This is a genomic window from Levilactobacillus suantsaii (assembly GCF_014069315.1).
Classification (GTDB): Bacteria; Bacillota; Bacilli; order Lactobacillales; family Lactobacillaceae; genus Levilactobacillus; species Levilactobacillus suantsaii.
In genome coordinates, this window is record NZ_CP059603.1 from 1,096,341 (window position 1) to 1,115,875 (window position 19,535).

At 50.9% G+C, this 19,535-nt stretch carries 16 protein-coding genes; 12 read left to right on the forward strand and 4 right to left on the reverse strand.

Annotated elements, in window-relative coordinates; translation table 11 throughout:
• Positions 1–138 precede the first annotated feature (138 nt).
• The 3 genes from H3M12_RS05030 (at position 139) to H3M12_RS05040 (ending at position 6,075) form a co-directional block, all read left to right on the forward strand.
• On the forward strand, positions 139–996 hold the full coding sequence (locus tag H3M12_RS05030) for an NAD(P)H-binding protein (RefSeq protein WP_129032844.1): 858 nt from the start codon (positions 139–141) through the stop codon (positions 994–996).
• 266 nt (positions 997–1,262) lie between these two features.
• On the forward strand, positions 1,263–4,835 hold the full coding sequence (locus H3M12_RS05035; protein ID WP_129032843.1) for a KxYKxGKxW signal peptide domain-containing protein: 3,573 nt from the start codon (positions 1,263–1,265) through the stop codon (positions 4,833–4,835).
• 64 nt (positions 4,836–4,899) lie between these two features.
• Positions 4,900–6,075: an IS256 family transposase gene (locus H3M12_RS05040; RefSeq protein ID WP_182151007.1), complete on the forward strand. Its 1,176-nt coding sequence runs from the start codon at positions 4,900–4,902 to the stop codon at positions 6,073–6,075.
• A 32-nt stretch (positions 6,076–6,107) separates the two neighbouring features.
• Here the strand turns inward: H3M12_RS05040 and H3M12_RS05045 are convergent, their stop codons facing one another.
• The gene (locus H3M12_RS05045; RefSeq protein WP_129033334.1) at positions 6,108–7,082 is read right to left on the reverse strand and encodes a hypothetical protein; all 975 of its coding nucleotides are present in this window, start codon (positions 7,080–7,082) and stop codon (positions 6,108–6,110) included.
• A 71-nt stretch (positions 7,083–7,153) separates the two neighbouring features.
• Between H3M12_RS05045 and H3M12_RS05050 the strand changes: the two genes are divergently transcribed.
• Entirely contained in the window at positions 7,154–7,756 is a 603-nt protein-coding gene (locus H3M12_RS05050; RefSeq protein ID WP_182151008.1) for a DUF5776 domain-containing protein, read from the forward strand.
• A gap of 112 nt (positions 7,757–7,868) precedes the next feature.
• On the opposite strand, the gene H3M12_RS05055 is transcribed toward H3M12_RS05050, so the two are convergent.
• Positions 7,869–8,822 (reverse strand): aldo/keto reductase, encoded by a 954-nt coding sequence (locus H3M12_RS05055; protein ID WP_129033336.1) that lies wholly within the window; start codon positions 8,820–8,822, stop codon positions 7,869–7,871.
• 185 nt (positions 8,823–9,007) lie between these two features.
• Between H3M12_RS05055 and H3M12_RS05060 the strand changes: the two genes are divergently transcribed.
• The 7 genes from H3M12_RS05060 to H3M12_RS05090 all read left to right on the forward strand — a co-directional run bounded on the left by H3M12_RS05060 (position 9,008) and on the right by H3M12_RS05090 (position 16,792).
• Positions 9,008–9,763, forward strand: coding sequence for an ABC transporter ATP-binding protein (locus H3M12_RS05060; RefSeq protein ID WP_129033337.1), 756 nt, complete (start codon positions 9,008–9,010; stop codon positions 9,761–9,763).
• Positions 9,764–9,773: 10 nt separating this feature from the next.
• Entirely contained in the window at positions 9,774–11,591 is a 1,818-nt protein-coding gene (locus H3M12_RS05065) for an FtsX-like permease family protein (protein ID WP_182151009.1), read from the forward strand.
• 32 nt (positions 11,592–11,623) lie between these two features.
• Positions 11,624–11,998 (forward strand): GntR family transcriptional regulator, encoded by a 375-nt coding sequence (locus H3M12_RS05070; RefSeq protein WP_129033339.1) that lies wholly within the window; start codon positions 11,624–11,626, stop codon positions 11,996–11,998.
• 181 nt (positions 11,999–12,179) lie between these two features.
• The gene (locus H3M12_RS05075; protein WP_129033340.1) at positions 12,180–12,584 is read left to right on the forward strand and encodes an iron-sulfur cluster biosynthesis family protein; all 405 of its coding nucleotides are present in this window, start codon (positions 12,180–12,182) and stop codon (positions 12,582–12,584) included.
• Positions 12,585–12,809: 225 nt separating this feature from the next.
• Complete coding sequence (locus tag H3M12_RS05080) at positions 12,810–14,159, forward strand: collagen binding domain-containing protein (RefSeq protein WP_182151010.1); 1,350 nt, start codon at positions 12,810–12,812, stop codon at positions 14,157–14,159.
• 263 nt (positions 14,160–14,422) lie between these two features.
• On the forward strand, positions 14,423–15,958 hold the full coding sequence (locus H3M12_RS05085) for a multicopper oxidase family protein (protein ID WP_182151011.1): 1,536 nt from the start codon (positions 14,423–14,425) through the stop codon (positions 15,956–15,958).
• A gap of 147 nt (positions 15,959–16,105) precedes the next feature.
• Positions 16,106–16,792: a hypothetical protein gene (locus H3M12_RS05090; RefSeq protein ID WP_182151012.1), complete on the forward strand. Its 687-nt coding sequence runs from the start codon at positions 16,106–16,108 to the stop codon at positions 16,790–16,792.
• A gap of 74 nt (positions 16,793–16,866) precedes the next feature.
• On the opposite strand, the gene H3M12_RS05095 is transcribed toward H3M12_RS05090, so the two are convergent.
• Entirely contained in the window at positions 16,867–17,445 is a 579-nt protein-coding gene (locus H3M12_RS05095) for a hypothetical protein (RefSeq protein ID WP_233449226.1), read from the reverse strand.
• A gap of 235 nt (positions 17,446–17,680) precedes the next feature.
• Positions 17,681–18,712 carry a YeiH family protein gene (locus H3M12_RS05100; protein ID WP_129033345.1) on the reverse strand — a complete coding sequence of 344 codons (1,032 nt, stop codon included), beginning with the start codon at positions 18,710–18,712 and terminating at the stop codon, positions 17,681–17,683.
• Positions 18,713–18,825: 113 nt separating this feature from the next.
• Between H3M12_RS05100 and H3M12_RS05105 the strand changes: the two genes are divergently transcribed.
• Positions 18,826–19,512: a LysR family transcriptional regulator gene (locus H3M12_RS05105; RefSeq protein WP_129033346.1), complete on the forward strand. Its 687-nt coding sequence runs from the start codon at positions 18,826–18,828 to the stop codon at positions 19,510–19,512.
• Positions 19,513–19,535: the final 23 nt, after the last annotated feature.

Consider the following 19,535-nt stretch of genomic DNA (forward strand, 5'->3'; position numbering starts at 1 on the left):
GCCAGGAAGCGGCTGACTAGTCCAGCGGGGGAATGGTTAGCCCACTAATTGGCCTAGACAGGGGACTAAAGAATTGGCAGTGGTGAGAAAAAATGGGACACTATAAGGAAGGACATAAATCGAAAGGAAGTTTTGTGGATGCAATATCTGATTACGGGCGCCACGGGCCACTTAGGCCGAGCAGTGGCGCACCAATTGGCCCAACTGGTGGCCCCGAAGGACATCGCGGTGGGCGTGCACACACCGGCCAAGGCGGCTGATTTGGTCGCGGCGGGGATGGTGAACTACCCACTGGAATACCAGGACCCACAGACCTTGACGACGGCATTCAACGCTGCTGACGTGGTCATCTATATCCCCAGCAAGAGCCACACCAGTTTGAGCCGGGTCGAAGAGTTTGAACGCGTGGTGACTGCCGCTGAGCAGGCCAATTTAAAGCAGTTGATCGTGATGGGCTTCATTGCCGACCAGGCGACCAACCCCTTCACGTTGTCGGCTTTTTACGGCTACGTGCCGCGACGGTTGGCGCAGACGCAGATTCCGTTTACGCTGATTCGCAACGCCCTGTACGCCGATCCGCTGGTACCGTACTTACCAGAATTGATTGACCGGCAAAACGTCATCTATCCCATGGGGGACGCGTCATTGAGCTTCATCAGCCTGGAAGATAGTGCCGCGGCCTTCGCCAAAGTAGCGGTCACACCGAGCCTGTGGACCCAAGCGACTTACACCTTGACACAAACGCGGTCGTACACCATGCCGGCGTTGGCCCAAGTCTTGAGCCAAGTCAGTGGGCATGCGATTGGTTACGCCCCGGTCACGCTAAGCGAATTTGCTGAGATGTACAACCAGGGCAACGAGGGCGCCATGTTGGCCTCGATGTACGCCGGTGGGGCGCAGGGCTTACTGGCGACGGTGACCGATGATTACCGCCAAATCATGGGTCATCCTGCCCGGAGTTTGCCGGACTTTTTGACGGCGGCCTTAGCGAAATAACGAAAATAAGTCCCGTTGACTGCTAGAACGTGGTAGTCAGCGGGACTTATTTTTAGGGACACAGGGTCCCGGAATTTGGTCGATTATTGACGAACTGATTGTGGCATCACTAATTATCACGTGTGTTCTCCATCAACAACAGCCCTGGAATCATTAATTATTTTATAGTGCGGCTTATAAAAATAATTATAATTAATAGGATTAACCATTTCGTTTAAAACGTGGTATTATCAGGGGGAAATAGGTGAGGAAAAGGGGCACACACCATGAAAGGATTAAGCCAAAAGAAGCAAACTGAGTTGTTGCAGGGACAAACGAAGACGCATTTTAAACTGTATAAAGCAGGTAGACGTTGGCTAGTGGCGGGGATCTCAATCGTTAGTGGGTTGTTAGGTGGCGGCACCGCCATGACGACGGTGGCCAAGGCCCAGACCATCACCAAAGGGGCCAGCAAAACGGTCGCGCCCGATGAGGTGACCGCGACGCAGCAAAGTGCCACCATTCCGGTGTCGTCGCAAAGTGCTACCGAGACATCGACAAGTGAGCAATCGACCAGTGAAACTAGCGTTAGCGACGAGAGTCAGGTGACTAGTCAAACGGACGTCACTAGTGAGAGCCAGACGAACAGTCAGGAAAATGACCAGACGAAAGCACCCCAGAGCCAAGCGGTAGAGCAGGAGAATCAAGCGGTTCAATCACCTACAGCCCCCGTGGCTAGTCAGAGTGCGACAACTTTGAGTTCAGCGGCTAAAACGGAAAGCCCAATGGCAACAGCGCTACCAGTAGCGGCTAGTCAGCCATTGCGGGTGGTGTCACAATCAACAGTGACGGTCAAAGCGACTACTAGAAAAACGGTGGGTAAGCAGTTACGGACGTTACCCATCAAGACGTCGATAGCGGCTCAAAAACCAGCAGAGAGTGAACAATTTGCAAAAGGCGAGGGTGCGGCTAAGACTGATATTAGTAGGATTGTTGGAAGATTTGATGCCACAGGATTAGTTGGTGCTGTCAACGTTACGATTAATCAACTGGATTCCAGTATTTCGGATAATATCAAGAGTATGTCTGAGCTAATGGATATTTACTATAATAACGGGTCCTTCCAACAAAACGACGCCTACAAGACACCAAGTTGGAACGGTTCAAAGTTTAATCGTGTAAAGAATCTTGATTATAATAATGGTTACGCCCATTATCTGGAAGAATTCACTAAAGAACTAGCAGGATGGGTCAATGGAATTACGGACAAGTCGAAGACTGTAAAAAACACGAATCAGTTAATCGATGCAGCTAGTTATGATCCAACACAGTTAGCAGGAGCTAGTGTCCCGGGTGGATTTTATATGAATGGTGATTTTACTAAAAAATGGATAAAGAATGAATTTGGCATCGGTCAGAAGTATACCGAGCATGCCGGTTTAGGGTATACCCCAGTGACTAAGGATGGTACGGTTCGCGCTGATGTCCAGCAAACAGTCAATGCGATTAATTTTTATATTTCAGAAGTGGCCCCGGTAATTATTAACGGGATTGCCCACCAGGCATTGTCCGATATTCGTTCGATTGGCGGTAGTATTACCGATGATGGTAAAAATGATTATGCTCCTCAGAACTTGTCGGATGCCGTTAAATTGAATGGAAATCTTGGTAAAGCGCTTCAAAGATGGGGCTTGGCGGATGTAGTGTCTAAACTAATTATCCAAAAGGTTTACGCAGCGATTCGTACTAATGCACAGTACGCTATTGAGACTAATTGGGAAAAAGGTGCTGATGAAGCGCTAACCCGCATGTTTCATGGAGATCAAATTCAAAAATCGACCGAGTATGACGTAATACACCCCGAAAGTATATTGAACGGTTCCAAGCCAAGCAAAGAAAAACTATCTAAAATTGCACATGATGCCGGTTACTCATGGTATCGCAAAGTCATTGCGAACATTTTGTCTGTAGCAAGTAAAGATGCATTGCATGCAGTTATGAACTCACAAGCAGAACCATCGTTTGAAAAAATTATTGCAAGCATTACTGAGAAAAATAATGATACGGCAGCTGGTAATAGCACTCAAGAATATGAGTTATCTCCAACGGAAGAAGAGCAATTGGTACAACCAGATAAGAAACCGGTCCCACATGAATTTGGCAAAGGTATTATGCCATATACAAGGGATAGTTCTGGTGCCCGTAAAGTCATTCTGGGAATTTATAACGCTGAATATGAGGCCGTTTTTGATGCAGCTACTGATTATCTGAATGACTTTAAGAACGGTATGTTTTCAGGTTCGAAAAATATCAAGGATATTCAGGATCGGATTCAAGAAAGACAGCAAAATCATTATTATCTGAAAACTGAGAAAAAGTACATGGTAGGAGATTATCAAAGAACGTATTCTGAATTAATGTCACTGAATACAGCTTATGCGGGAATGGTTTGGGCAGATAGTGGTAGTGCTTTCAAGAATGAAAATGGGAAATTTATCATAGATGATTATGAAAATAAAAAGAGTGCCGGATTAGCAGTGGCAGAATCGGATATGAAATTTCTTCTTGGTAACAACGCATATATAAAGGCTTTGGATTTAAACTCCATTGCGACGGAAGTCTTTGATGAAGCTGCTGACCAAGAAATTGATTTAGCACAGCGAGCTTATCAAAATGGGTATGATTGTGCACATGATAGATACCAAAAGTCATTGTCAAAAACAATAAATCCTGGTTTGATTCCAAGCCCTGAAGAAGCCGGAAGTTACGCTGGACAGTCCGCAATGGATGATGGGACAGGGGTAAAATTTCAAAATTTTGATGATTCTTCTGATGCCCCTTCTAAGGTAGAGCGGCCTTTTGTAGCGGGATATAATTTAGCTTTGGACAAAATTATATTGAAGTTTAAATCGGCAACAGACAATCTAAAAAAACGTACTTCTAATAAATTATCTGAAATATTAAAAGTGGATGGAGATAATTTAAAAATTCGAGCAGCTAATACTGCACGCCAAAGAGCTTTTGATAAAACATCAATGGCCAAGCAACCCGAAATTCGTTATACCTTAAAAGGACAGGAAGCCACTATTACTACTCCTGAAATTGCTCCAGGCTGGGTGGTCGTTGAACCGCAACTAAACGTAATTGGAAGCTCTGATCCGAAAAATCCTGCTTCAGTGACGTTTACTTGTCGTCAAGCTGTAACTTTAAATCGTCCAACGTGGATTAATCAAACTGGTGTTTATGATGGTCAGCCGGTCAGCAAGCAACTCCAAGATATTGAATTTACGCCAAGTTGGTCAAATGGAAAAAAAGGGGCCGATATTAAAATTATAGCGAGCGACTTGACTGTTGATGATGACGGGACGCACATCGGTAATTATCGATATCATTTATCGGTAGCGGGAGTGAATAAAGTATTAGATCAACTTGAAGCTGATAAAAATGTTGCGCACCCCTTGAAAGAACAATTGCAGCAGTGGGCTAATCAGTTACAACAATGTACTGGTCAACTAACAATTAGCCAAGCGATAATGAAACACAAGAATCAGGAAGCCACTCACACGACGCCAACAATAAGCAACCAGAATCACAATTCGGGGACGACGATTACGATAGGTAATCAACAGTTGTCAACCGAGGGCAGCGGTCAACCGTTATCACCGGCAACAAATGGACCGGCACCGAGTCAGCCAGGGCATCAATTAGCGACGAATGTGGCCAGCGGCCAGTCAACATCACCAGAAGCGGGTGGCGCGCCGAGTCAGCCAAATGAACAACCGTCGACAAATGTGGCCGGCGGTAGTCAAGTGACATCACCAGAAGGAGAGTGTAAAATATTTTGTGTAAATGAGTATTGAAAAAGGGAAGACCTTCCCCGTATGATTATAAGCGTCTAAACCAAATCAACGGAGGTCTTCCCCTATGAATCAGTTTAACAAAGAATTGGCAAATGTACTACTATCTCATGGTGATTTAAAAGAAGTTTTTAGAAAACAACTGCAGGATACATTAAATACGTTACTTCAAGCCGAGTTAACTTCTGTTCTAGGCTACGATCCTTATGATCGTCAAGGTTTCAACTCTGGTAACTCTCGAAATGGCCAATATTTTCGTCAAATTGATTCAGAGTATGGAAAGCTGAGTATCTGTGTCCCACGCGATCGCAAGGGCGAGTTTAAGGCTAACTTAATCCCACCTTATTCTCGAAGAGTAGATGCACTGGAAACGACGATTATACAGTTATACGAAAAAGGAATTACAACTCGAGAAATAGCTGACTTAATCGAGAAGATGTATGGAACTCATTATTCACCCACTACGATTTCCAACATTACAGCCATTGTTGAGGATCAAGTGACTGCTTATCATCAGCGGCGGTTTAGTTCGACAGACTACGTCTGTCTTTTCCTTGATGCAACTTATGTGCCCTTACGTCGTGATACGGTTCAAAAAGAGTCGGTTTATGTCGCTTTAGGTATTAAAGCAGATGGTCATAAAGAAATTTTAGATTACTGTATTGCACCAACGGAAAATTCAGAAGTTTGGTCCGAATTACTAACTGGTTTAGTCAGTCGTGGTATTAAACACGTCCAGTTAGTCATCGCAGATGGCTTAGTTGGCTTGGATTCAGCGCTTAACCACAATTATCCTCAAGCTAAATTTCAACGCTGTCTGATCCATATGTCACGAAATATCATGCAGAAAGTTCGTGTAAACGACCGTGCAGAGGTCGTTAATGAGTTCAAAGAACTCCACAGAGCAAAAACACGTGATGAAGCCCAGCTAATTTTAAATCGTTTTATCGATCATTGGGAGTCAAAGTATCCTCGAATGGTTAGAAATTTAGCCAGTACGTCTAATTTACTAACCTTCTTAGAATTTCCTCCGAGTATTCGCAGAACAATTTACTCAACGAATATTATTGAATCATTCAATAAAAAGCTGAAGCGCAAGACAAAAGTCAAAGAACAATTTCCAAATGAATCAGCACTTGACCGTTTCCTTGCGACAATTATCTTAGAGTACAACGAGAAATGCTTCGGCAGAGCTCATAATGGCTTCAATCAGTGCCAAGATACTTTAGAATCAATGTTTTAAGCTAGACAAAATGATACGAAGAAGTCTTCTTGTTATTTACACAAACTTCTTGACACTCCCACCAGAAGCGGGTGGTAAGCCGAGTCAGTCAAATGAACAATCATCGACAACTGGCGCCGGTAATCAACCGTCATCACCAGAAACGGGTGGTACGTCGAGTCAGTCAAATGAACAATCATCGACAACTGGCGCCGGTAATCAACCGTCATCATCAGAAACGGGTGGTAAGCCGAGTCAGTCAAATGAACGACCATCGACAACTGGCGCCGGTAATCAACCGTCATCATCAGAAACGGGTGGTGCGCCGAGTCAGTCAAATGAACAACCATCGACAATTGGAGACGATGGTCAACCGTCATCACCAGAAGCGGGTGGTAAGCCGAGTCAGTCAAATGAACAATCATCGACAACTGGCGCCGGTAATCAACCGTCATCAGCAAAAACGGGTGGTGCGTTGAGTCATTCAGGTCAACAATCGTCGACGAATGTGGCCGGCGGCCAGTCAACATCATCAGAAACGGGTGGTGCGCCGAGTCAGTCAAATGAACAACCATCGACAATTGGAGACGATGGTCAACCGTCATCACCAGAAGCGGGTGGCGCGCCGAGTCAGTCAAATGAACAACCGTCGACAACTGGAGACGGTAATCAATCGACATCACCAGAAGCGGGTGGCGCGCCGAGTCAGCCAAATGAACAACCGTCGACAAATGTGGCCGGTGGTAGTCAATCGACATCACCAGAAGCGGGTGGCGCGCCGAGTCAGTCAAATGAACAACCGTCGACAACTGGAGACGGTGATCAATCGTCATCACCAGAAATGGGTGGTAAGCCGAGTCAATCAAATGAACGACCATCGACAACTGGCGCCGGTAATCAACCGTCATCAGCAGAAACGGGTGGCGCGCCGAGTCAGTCAAATGAACGACCATCGACAACTGGCGCCGGTAATCAACTGTCATCACCAGAAACGGGTGGTGCGTCGAGTCAGCCAGGTCAACAACCATCGACGAATGTGGTCGGCGGCAGTCAAACGACATCACCAGAAATGAGTGGTACAGTGACTAAAACTGAACCGATGACATCAACAGTGCTAAGCAGCTCCTCTGAGGATTGGCCTAAATTAACCGGTTCGAAGGTCCTACCGGGTGTACTAGCAGCCGCTCTGAATCCAACCGGTCCTCTAGCAACCAAGCACTTACCAAAGACTTGGCAACTAAAGCGGCACTTTGCGGCCGATCGCGCCACTTTCCGCCGCTTCCGGGTCACGGGTCTGCACAAGTTAGGCTTGTACCGCACGCCAAACTTTAGTCGAAAGACGCGGATCGTTTGGTACACGCGGCGACCACGGGGGTACCGGCCCGAATTCGTGGTCATCGGGCAGCGCTTCTCTAAGCACGGCACGTTACGGTACCAACTCGCGAACAAGACCTTTATCACGGCCAATCGACAATGGGTCGCTTTAGCACCACAAGCGAAAAGCCACACGGCGCTGAAACCTACGGACCATTACCGAAACGTTAAAGCGACCATGACGGGGTGGCATTACCACCTAACGACTTTGCGGAGCTTGAATCGTCACCGGGTAGTTCACCGGCCAGCCATCCACTGGTCGCACCGGCACCTACGTTATCGGTTACCAGCCCCACAATGGGTGGTGTTTCACCGACAAGCTCAGTAACAATCGCCAACGTTAAGCTTAATTAGCCCCATAAAAGAGGCGCCCAGATACTAGCCAAACTGACTAGCGCCTGGGCGCCTTTTCGAGTTATCGGTTAAAGGAAAGCCTGAGCTTAAGGCAACGTGTTGCCCGCGGCCAGGTAAACGTCGTACCACTCTTGCTTAGTCAACGTGACGTCGGCACCAGCGGCACTGTCCTTGATGTGGTCGGGGTTCATGGTCCCCAAGAGAACTTGCACGTGAGCCGGGTGACGAAGAATCCAAGCAATGACGATGCCGTTCTTGGAAACGCCGTACTTATCGGCCAGCTTTTGCAATTCGTCGTTTAAGTCCTTGTACTTCGGGTCGTCGATGATCATGCCGGCGAACAAACCGTATTGGAATGGGGACCAAGCTTGGATGGTCACGTGGTTGCGGCGGGAGAATTCTAGCATGCCGCCGTCGTGGTCCACGGCCCACTTGTCTTCCATGTTGACGTGCATGCCGGCGTCGATCATGCCGGTATGGGCCGGGCCAAATTGGAGCTGGTTGAACATCAGCTTTTGGTCGACGGCGTCTTGGACCATCAGGTATTGTTGCACGTTGAAGTTGGAGACCCCGAAATGCCGCACCTTGCCCTCGCGTTGCAGGGTGTTGAAAGCGTCTGCAATCTCGTCCGGTTCCATCAGGGGATCCGGACGGTGAAGTAAGAAGGCGTCCAAATAGTCGATGCCCATCCGAGAAAGGATGCCATCCACGGCGTCAATCAGGTGTTGCTTCGAGAAATCGTAGCGCTTACCAAAAACCAAGCCATCGTGGCTCCGGGATGGGTCTAAAACGATGCCACCCTTGGATTGGATGTAGAAATCATCCCGCGAGAGGCTGGAAGCAGCCAGGGCGTCTTTGAACTTCTTTTCCGAAGCGCCGTCGCCGTAGATGTCGGCGGAGTCGACGTAGGTAATGCCCGCCTCATGCGCGGCTTCTAAAGCTTTGGCTGCATCGGGTGTTGAGAGTCCGGCCATCCGCATGATGCCGAGGGCCACAGCGGAGGCTTGCCAGTCGGTGCCACCTAAGTTGAGTTGTTTCATGCTAAAATCCTTCCTTTCATCATTCATCACTACAAAATTAGTTTACACCCAAAGCCACTGGGGCTCTAGTAATCCGTCCGGTAATTACCTTGGTGCCAAAAAGTTAACGGTTGACATTTGCTGGTTAGGCAGTATAGTTAATTACACAAGTAACTAACCAACAAACTAACGGGGGGATTTCAACCATGACGACACCAATCGTTGACGTACACGATTTAGAAAAGACTTACGGTAAAGCCGGCGAACGGCCGTACACCGCGCTACAGAACTTGAATTTCACGGTCGCACCGGGCGAATTCGTCGGCATCATGGGGGCGTCGGGTTCCGGGAAAACGACGCTCTTGAACATGTTATCGACTTTAGACACACCCACGAAGGGGCAAGTCGTGGTCAATGGCCACGACGTCACCCAGATGCGGGGGAACCAGCTTTCAGACTTTCGGGCCCAGGAAGTCGGCTTCATTTTCCAAGACTTCAACCTGCTAGAAAGCTTGACGGCCGAGGAAAACATCGGCTTGCCGCTGGCTTTGACGGGCACGCCCAGCAAGGTCATGGACCAGGCGATTCATGAGGTCGCGACGACGCTGTCCATCGAGGACTTGTTAAAGAAGTACCCGGCACAACTCTCCGGGGGCCAGAAACAACGGGTCGCCGCTGCGCGGGCTATCGTGCACCGGCCAGCCCTCCTGATGGGCGACGAACCGACCGGAGCGCTGGATTCGACCAGCGCCCGCGAGTTATTGGATTTGTTGACCACCATCAATCGCGAGCAACAGATGTCCGTGTTGTTAGTCACCCACGACCCGTTTTCTGCCAGTTTTTGTCAGCGCATCCTGTTCATCAAGGACGGCCAGATTGGGTCAGAACTGACGCGCGGAGAGTTGTCCCGCCAAGACTTCTACCAACAGGTGCTGAACGCCCTGGGCACGTTTAGCGAATAGGGGGGCCACGATGTTAACGAAATTAGCTTTAGCCGGCGTGAAAAATCGGCGGCGCGACTACCTGGTCTTGTTGGCCGGTCTGACCATGTCCGCGGCCATCTTCTACATGTTTGCCAACCTGGCGACCAACCAAGCCTTCATCAAGGCCAACGCGGTGGTCAAATCGGCCAGTCTGGTGTTCGGCTTCGGTGCGGTCCTGTTGGCATTGATCACGGTGGTCTACATTATGTACGCCAACTCGTTTCTATTGAGCATGCGTCAGCACGATTACGGGTTATTTATGATGCTGGGGGCCAAACGCCGCCGTATCGGGCAACTGGTCGTGTTAGAAACGTTGATTCTAGGGGCCGGTGCCACGGTCGTTGGGATTGGGCTGGGGATTCTCGTCAGTCGTTTTCTGGTCAGCTTTCTCCTCGACCTTTTGGGCTTACACCTGGCGCACTTGACCGCAATCTACTTGCCAGCGATGTTGTTCACAGCGGTGCTGTACATTGGCCTGTTCATTTTAGCGTCGTTGTTCAACTTGATGCACCTGATGCGCACCACGGTCCAAAAGTTGCTCCACGCCGACCAAATGGCGGTCCAACCGAAACGGCATCCCGGACGACAACTGCTGGGTGGTCTCGTCGGCGTGATTTTCCTGGCCATCGGCTACTGGGCCATGGCAGCTATTACCGACTTAAAAGTAACGGCGATTCCGGTCGCCTTGGTCACCATCACGCTGGGAACCTACCTGCTGTTTCATTCAACCGTGCTGGCCATTATCGCCGGCTTACGGCGGACTAGTTGGGCCAAGAAGCACCTCAACGGCTTTCTTTTGGGCCAATTGAACTTCCGGGTCCACGACTACACGCGGATGTTGACCATTGTGTCGCTGCTGTTCGCCCTGGCGTTGGGGGCCATCACGGTGGGATCGGGCTATCACCGACAAATGCCGATGGTCGCCGATTCACTGGGAACTTACGCGGTGGCGGTGCATAACCCGAACCACCACCAGCGTCAATTGATTAAGCAACTCCACGTGGCGCACCAGGACACGTACACCCAAAAGGTCCGCGGCAAGACCACCTACTACAACGCCGCGGAACTCAAGCGCCATCCGGTTGAGCAGCTAAAAAGCGAGCAACAAACCACGCACCCGCACTTCACCACCCAATCGTTGGCCAAGTTCAAACAAGACGGCTTGACGCGCCTCGACTTCTTGATGCTGAGTCCGACTAAACTCGGCGACTTTGCGACGCCAAAACTCTTGTCACCTCAAGCCTTCCAGCGCTTAAAGGGCAAGACCTACACGGTGACCACGATCCGGGTCAAACATCTGGCTGCCGATTTGAGCACCCTGAAACAACTTGACCACAGCGAGCAACGCCGCTTCCCGCAACACACCGCGGCCCTGACCATCGGGACTTACCAGTCCTACATGATGCTGAACGGAATCTTTGGCGGACTGGAATTCATCGGTTACTTCTTGGGGATTGCCTTTCTGGCGATGTTGGCCTCGTGTCTGATGTTCAAGATTCTATCAGGCGCTCCCGGCGATGCCCGCCGTTACGCCATGTTGAACAAGGACGGGGTCCGGCGTAGCCTGATGCGGCACAGCCTGGCAAAAGAAATTGGCATTTTGTTTGCGATTCCTGGTATCATGGGAGTTATCGACGTCTTGTTTGGATTACAGATGTTTAAACCGTTGATGGCCAAACCGATGAGCCCGTATCTGGGTATCGGCGGGACCTTCGCGATTTTCCTGGCCCTGTACGGGTTGTACTACCTGATGACGCTAGGGCTTTACCTGAATCTGGTCCTGCCGAAGAAAAGTCGGCACGATTAAGACGAGTTCAAGAAGAATGTGAGCGAGCCAATATGCGATTTAATTTTGAGAGTCCCGAGCCCATCTACCTGCAGGTCGCCGAACAGGTCGAAGAGGCAATCTTCACGGGTATTTACCAAGCCGGCGAACAGGTACCGTCGACCACGGCGGTCTCCAAGGAATTTCATATCAACCCGGCGACCGTACTGAAAGGCATCAACCAACTGGTGGCGGCCGGGATGATCGAAAAACGGCGCGGGGTCGGGATGTTCGTGACCGCAGACGCCGCGGAGATGATCCGCGCCAAGCGCAAGGAGCAGTTCTTTGACCGCTACGTGAGTCGCTTTACCAGCGAAGCCCAAAAATTAAAATTGTCCGAAGCAGAAGTCATCACGCTTATCAAGCGCGCGTATCACGATAAATCCTAAGCAAAGGCCCCCGAGGCGCACTTGATGCGCGTCAGGGGGCCTTTTGACGCCCTATCGGCGGAGCCAATTAAAGGTTAAGCCTATCATTGAGTGAGCGTTTTGCTTTACTTTGCTTAGGAAACCGTGTATAAATAATTGTGTACAATTCAATTGCTACTTGGCAGAGAAAGAAGGACTTCAAATGGACATCAAGATTAAAGACGCAGCGAAGGACTACTTGGCAGAGCATGTAAAGGCGGGCTCCATTTTGTTACTGGTAACGGATGATGGCTCCAACCGCTACTCCACCATCGGCGGTTCTTGCGCCATTGGGAACAAGTTCCAATTGGTCGCGTTGACCGAAGAAGATCCTGATTACCAATTAGAAATCAACAACAACGCCGGTTACCAGATGCGGACGAACAACGACGATGCCATCTATTTGGGCAACGGCTTAGTATTGGACCGCAAGAACAACCAACTCGCTTTACGCGATGATAGTGGGATCCTGGATAGCGCGGTCGGCCTGATCAAGTACACGGCTGAAGAAAAATCCAAGTTAGACTTAAAGAAAGAAATGCAAACCCTCGGGACCCGGATTTGCTAATCCGGTCGCGATAAAATGACATGGCGCCATCCTGAAAGCTGTGACTTTCAAGGTGGCGTCATTTTTTATCGGGTTTAGCAAAAGAAAAGTAAAAATGCAATCGGTTGCGGTGGTGAAGGGACCGGTAAGGAGTGGGTTAGGACTACCGGGCGGCTTATCAGTTGAAAAGGGCGGTTGATTCCGGCTATAATTAACCCTGAAAACGACCTTTAGGAGGGGATAACTGTGCAACGCAACCACCGCGGCATTAAATGGCTGATGGCTTTAGTTAGCTTGGTGGAGTTCATGGGCTTAGGTGCGTCATTGGCCAGTGCCCACGCGGCAACCATCGACGGTAGCTTGTACGTGACGGCAGCTAAAGTGGTCAACGGGCCGGACTTTAAACCGGCAGAGACCATTAATGTCGAGTACCATTTGGAGTTTGGCAATGTAGCCCTACATAGTGGTGACGAGATCACCATCCCGTTGCCGGATAATTTAAAGTCATCTAAGACCGACACCTTTGACGTGACCGGACCGGACGGTAAGACGGTCATCGGGACGGGGACCGTCGACAAGGGAGGCCAGACGGTGACCGTCACGTTAAACGAAAAGGTCGAGAATTTAGATGATAAGGTCTTAGACCTGTACATCGCGACCAAGTACGCCGGTGACGAGTACGGGGAGCAGACCGTGAACTTCCCGAACAATCACGACGACACAATCAACATCGTCGAAAACACGGCCAATTTATCCAAGAAAGGAGAACTTCAGGACAACAACACCATCAAGTGGACGGTCTTGGTGAACCGCCAAGAACTGGAAATGGCCAACCTGAAGATTCACGATACGATTGGCGACAACCAGACCATGGTGCCGGGCGTCACGGTCTCCAAAGCCGTCTGGACTTCGACCACCGGGTACAAACGAGAAAAGCCGGCACTTTCGGCTGATAAATACCAGGTCAGCTATACAGATGACGGCTTTGATTTGACCTTCAACGACACGATCACTGATATGTACACCATCGATTACTACACCACCGTGGACGACCCCAGCGTGATTGCGGACGGGTACGTCTTCAAGAACCGGGCCGAACTGACCTGGGGCAGTGGTAGTTCTGGGAGTCGGGAACCCGAAGTGGCTAACGGTAAGGTCTCAACGACCGGTTCGAATTCGGGGAACGGAAACGGCACCATCACCGGCAACGAGGATCAAGACGGTGACGGGGATATCGATGAAAATGGCGACATTGACGTCGACGGCGACCCGGATACGGGGACCGTGGATACCGATGAAGGGACCGAAGATGCGGTCACGACGCCAACGACGCCAACGAAGAAGCAACCAGCAAAGAAGACCACCAAGCAACCGACTACAACGACGAAGAAACAGGCGGTGAAGGGCACGTCGACTACGGGGACTGCCTCCCACCACGTCCGACCAGTGGTTGTCACCCAAGGTCCCACGCGGGTCCTACACTCAGCGAATGCTAAGCTTCCCCAAACTAATGAGCAGACCACCTCTTGGGCGACCATCGGGATAGGGTTACTGATGGGGAGTGGCCTGTGGGCGTTGATCCGGCGGCGGCCCTAATGAGCCAACTAAATTTAACGTTTGTTCAATTTTGAAATTTCGGCTAAGTCAGCTTAACCAGGAATGAAAGCGGTCGCAAAAGCGTCCTCAGTGGGGCTTTTGCGACCGCTTTTGGTCCCGTCAATCCGTGAACGATAAAGCTGATAAATGGGTAATGACCTCAGACTAATTTTTTGTGAAAAGCGGTTACACCTTTTCCAAACTGCGGTATCATGGAGAAGAACAAGTCATCATAAAATCTGTGGAAGGGGCGTCTTTTAGCAATGACTAAACCAACTTATACCGATTATTTTTTTGACGAGCCAGCGTACAACACGCACGATGGCGGTTACGTACCTTTGGAGGAATCCGATGCACCACAAATGGCTTTGCGGATCCCGCCACTTTTGAAACCAGATAAAGAAACTGCGACCGATACTTACTACACGGTCGACGCGCAAGAGGGTGAGACCCAACTCTTGCCCGGCAAGAAGACCAAGACCTGGGGCTACAACACGACGTTACTGGGCCAAACGCTGATTTTTCCTAAGGGGAAGACCATGCACATCGACCTCAAGAACAGCTTGAAGGAATTAACCACGTTCCACTGGCACGGCTTGAACGTTCCGGGGCCTTACGAAGACGGTGGTTGCCACGCCCCCGTTTACCCGGGAGAGACCAAGCACATCGACTTCAAGGTCGACCAACCCGCTGCAACGTTATGGCTCCACGCCCATCCGTGCCCATCAACGGCCGAACAGGTCTGGCACGGTTTAGCCGGCATGGTGCTGGTTACCGACGACCAGGAAGCTAAATTACCATTCCCACGTAACTACGGTGTCGACGATGTGCCGTTGGTCTTACAAGACCGGCGCTTCCACGAAGACAACCAGTGGGACTACAATAAAGATTATGATCCGGATGGGGTCCAAGGCCCAACGCCAATGATCAACGGGACCATCAACCCGTACTTCGACGTCACCACCCAACGGATTCGCTTACGGATCTTAAACGGGGCCAACCGGCGTGAATGGCGCCTGCACTTCAGTAACGACTTGCCATTTACCCAAGTCGCTTCCGATGGTGGGGTCATGCCGGAACCCGTTAACTTCACCCACTTGATGTTGACCTGTGCAGAACGGGCCGAAATCATCGTTGACTTCGGCAGCGTCAAGCCCGGTGAAACGGTCACGTTATACTCGGACGACACCCCAATCGTGCGCTTCCGGATCCATGAGTACGAACATGAAGACGTCACCTTACCAGACCACTTGGTCGATATTCCGGACCCCGAAGTCACGGCTGATACGCCCGTTCGTAAGGTCGTCATGGACGGCATGGACGAGTACGTCATGATGGACGGCAAGAAGTTCAACATGCAACGGATCGATGCCCGGCAAAAGGTCGGCAACGTCGAATACTGGGATATCACCAATAACAACGATAAGGACAGTGGAATGGTTCACCCGTACCACATGCACGGAACCCAATTCTTAGTCGTTTCCCGTAACGGCAAGGCCTCGTACCCGAACGAACACGGGTACAAGGATACCGTCGGGGTCAACCCTGGTGAAACGGTCCGTTTGAAGGTCCGCTTCGACAAGCCCGGTGTCTTCATGTACCACTGCCACATCATCGAACACGAAGATGGTGGGATGATGGCTCAAATCGAAGCTTACGATCCCGAGCATCCAAAGACTTATAAGTTGATGGATATGGACACCTTGATGAACGCCTTCGCTAAAGAACGCGGCGTGGACGTCAAGGACCTTCATCTGGCGGGCATGAGCTCGTACGCCAAGATGGGCATGAAGATGTAGTTTTGGCCCGTTGGCTTAAAACGTAAATTGAAGTCACCTAAAAAAGCAGTCTGCATGACGGTCGGTCGACCGTTATTGCGGGCTGTTTTTGAGTTTAGGCTTATAATGGGGGTAACGCGTCACAGTCATTAGAAAGGACGAGCGATTATGGATGCAAAAGCCAATTATCCGCAGGGACATTATCACATTAGTTATTTTGAGCAACAACAGTTACTGATCCGTAACCAAACCAACCTGGTAGCGGCGCTGTTGCGGTTGACCTCGCCCACCGTGCCGTTTAACCAGCTTAACACGCTGTTAAAGGGTGGGGTGACCAACCGGCGGCTCGATGACGCCACGGTCCAGCTGGCCTTGAACCTGCGGACGGCGGTTGCCTTCATCACCAGTTCGCCGCAGGGGTTTGACCTCCTGACCTTTAGCCACATCAATGATTTGGTCACCGAAGGAATCGGCCTCGGAGGTGGCGAGCTTCGGAAATTGGGACACGTCATCGTAGCCGATCAGCAAGTGGACCTACCATTGCCCCAACAAGAAGCGGTCGAACGCGACATTTTGAACATTCGGTTGACTCACAGTGATTACACGGACCGGGCCTTACAAATCTTGGCCTACATCATCCGCAAGCAACTGTTCAATGAGGAAAATCTGGTCACGGCGATGTTGGTGGCTAACCAAGTCCTCAGTAAGCGTGGCGGTGGGTTGCTGATGGTCAGTCAGACCCAGTTGGCCGCCTTTGACCGCCAGTTGCTGGGCTTTTACCACACTGGGGAGGCTGATGCGTTGTGTCATTGGTTGTACGATGACGCCATCGTGGGTCCCGAAATCTTGCCGTGATGGCAAGTTAGACTTTGATTAAAAAACGACGGTTACGGTGTCAGCAAAGAGCTGATGACCGACCGTCGTTAGTCTTAATTGAGGTTGAGTGAACTTTGCCCCTGGTAAAGTTGACCGGGGGTCGCCACGCGGACGTGGAAGGTGACCTTCCCCAGTTTTTTCACGGGTTGTTTGGCGTGTAAGAGCAGTTCGAAGTGCTCCGACTTGTGCGGGGCTAAGCCGTTTGACGTGACGTTTTGCGGGTTCGTCACCGTGCTCAACATCCGGGGACTCTTACTGGTGGCCGGTGAGAAAGTAAAGTTCAGCGTGGTGTCGGTGAAGCCCGCGATACCCGCGGTCGTCAGACCGTTGAGCGAGTCGCGGCCGAAGCGGATTTTGCCGTGGCTGCCTTGATTCGAGGCGGTCCCGGTGATTTTCACCCAGGTCCGGTATTTCGAGTCTTTTTTGGCGACTTGGTACACGTAGACGTGACTCATCTTGAGTTTGTCGTGGTGGGCGAAGGTGAAAGTCTTGTTGAAGTTGTAAGATTTCTTACTGGTGTAGCGTTTATGAACTTTTTGATTGTTATGACGATAAGTATTGAAATAGTGGCTCTTGGCCTGAGCGGAAGGTGCACTTCCTAGTAGTCCTAAGGTCAAAAGGCCGGTCATCACTAACGATCGGTAACTTATGACTGGCGTTTGCCTCACATCCTTTGTGGTGCCCATTGTACACAATCCGGTTTGCCTTGTAAATCCACCGATGGCCAGGCTAGCGGCCAGGTGAATCGGATGCTTTAGCGGGAACGTGGGGCCTAAAATCGTTAGGACGCAAAAACGCCCGGGGCGCCGGGACCACGCAAGGAAGGTGGTAACGACGGCATCCGGACGCATTAGTGTATGAGTGGTTTTAGAAGAATAGTTTGCTGGCAATCGTCACGCAGGTCATCAAGACTACGGAAGACAGGGTCGCCGCTAAGAACGGGCGCCCGCCACGGTGGGCGATGACCTTGAAGTTCACGCTCATCCCTAAGGCGGCCATGGCCATGCCTAAGAAGATGTAGGCTAACTTGACTAATCCAGCGATGACCGCGGACCCCAACGGTACGAAGGTCCCAATCAGACTGGTCAGGATGAAGCCGGCCATGAACCAGGGAATCGGTAACTTGGCGTTGGCGGTGGTGTCAGCCTTGGGCGTGGTCTTTTGGTACCACAAGCCAATGATGACGGCGGCCGGCGCTAAGAGGAGGACCCGTGACAACTTGGTGATGATGGCGGTGTCCAGACTGACAGGGCCGCCGGCACTCCCGGCAGCGACCGCGTGGGCGATTTCGTGCAGCGAGCCCCCGGTCATGACGCCAAATTGCACGGCGGTCAGGTGCAGCAGGGGCTTCAACCCGATTTCGACCAGGGTGAAGACGGTCCCTAAGATCGCCACGATGGCCACAGCCAGGACTTCGTTTTCCCGTTGTTGGGCGGCCTTTTCGGCGGGCACCTTGATCTGCGGGGAGACGCCCATCACGGCGGCGGCCCCACAAATGCTGGTCCCGGTGGCCGTCAAGATGGCCAGGTCCTTGTCGACGCCGACCTTGCGGCTCAGGTTGTAGGTTAAAAGCACCATGCCGGTGACCACCACGATGGCCAGCGTGATGGTCTTGACCCCGGCACTGGCTAGTTGGATCAAGTTTAATTTGAAGCCTAACAGAATAATACCTAGACGTAGGAACTTATTAGAAATGAAGCCGACGCCGGCCAGGTTGGGGGTGACCAGCTTGGGTTGAACTTGCAGGACCATGCCGAGTAGTAGGGCGATGACCAGTGCCCCCACCAGATTCAGGTAGGGTAGTTGGGCCAGTTCACTACCGATAACGGCACAGACTAGGGTCAAAACGGCCGCCCCCCAGAACGGCCGGGACGCTAAGGTGGTACGAATTTCTAACATCAACGATTTCTCCTCTCAAATGCAATAGCCCGAGTATACTGGAGTCGTAGCATAAGATAAAATTGTTATTCGTGATGTTTTCATAAATCTAGCTAATGATAAGGAGGGCTTTCATGTTTGATCAACGGTACCAAACCTTTCAAGTCCTGGTCGCCACCAAGTCGTATACCCGTACGGCCGAGCAGTTGTTCATCACCCAACCCGCGGTCTCCCAGCAAATCAAGAGCCTGGAAACCGAAGTCGGGGTGCCGCTGGTCCACTATCAGCGGCCGTACCTCACCATCACCCCGGCTGGGGAACAATTGGCGGCGTTCATCCAGCGGACGCAGGCCCAATCGACCAAACTCTTGGCCGACTTACGGCAACCGACCCAGCAACGGCAGGTGACCTTTAGCACCACTCTATCATTGAGTGAGTTTTTGGCGCCGCGAATGGTCCGTTTGTTGCAACAACGCGATAATTACCGCGAGATTCGCTGTAAAATCACCAATACGCAAGCGGCGTTGCGGGCACTTCAGACTGGGGAGAGCGACTTTGCCTTGATTGAAGGCAACTTTGAAAAAGCAGCTTTTGATTACCAGGTGATTCGCCGTGAACCCTTTGTGGGCATCGCCAACGCCAAGTCACCACTAGCGCAGTTGGAGACGGTCACTTGGCGGGAGCTGACGGCCTACCCGTTGATCATTCGGGAAAAGGGGTATGGTAGTCGCGACATCTTGGTTCACCTGGCCCAGGCGGCCAACGTCAGTCTGCGCGATTTCCCCCAGCTGGTCACGGTCAACCACCCGGCGGCGAGGTAGCGTCAAGAATCTTGTGTAAATGA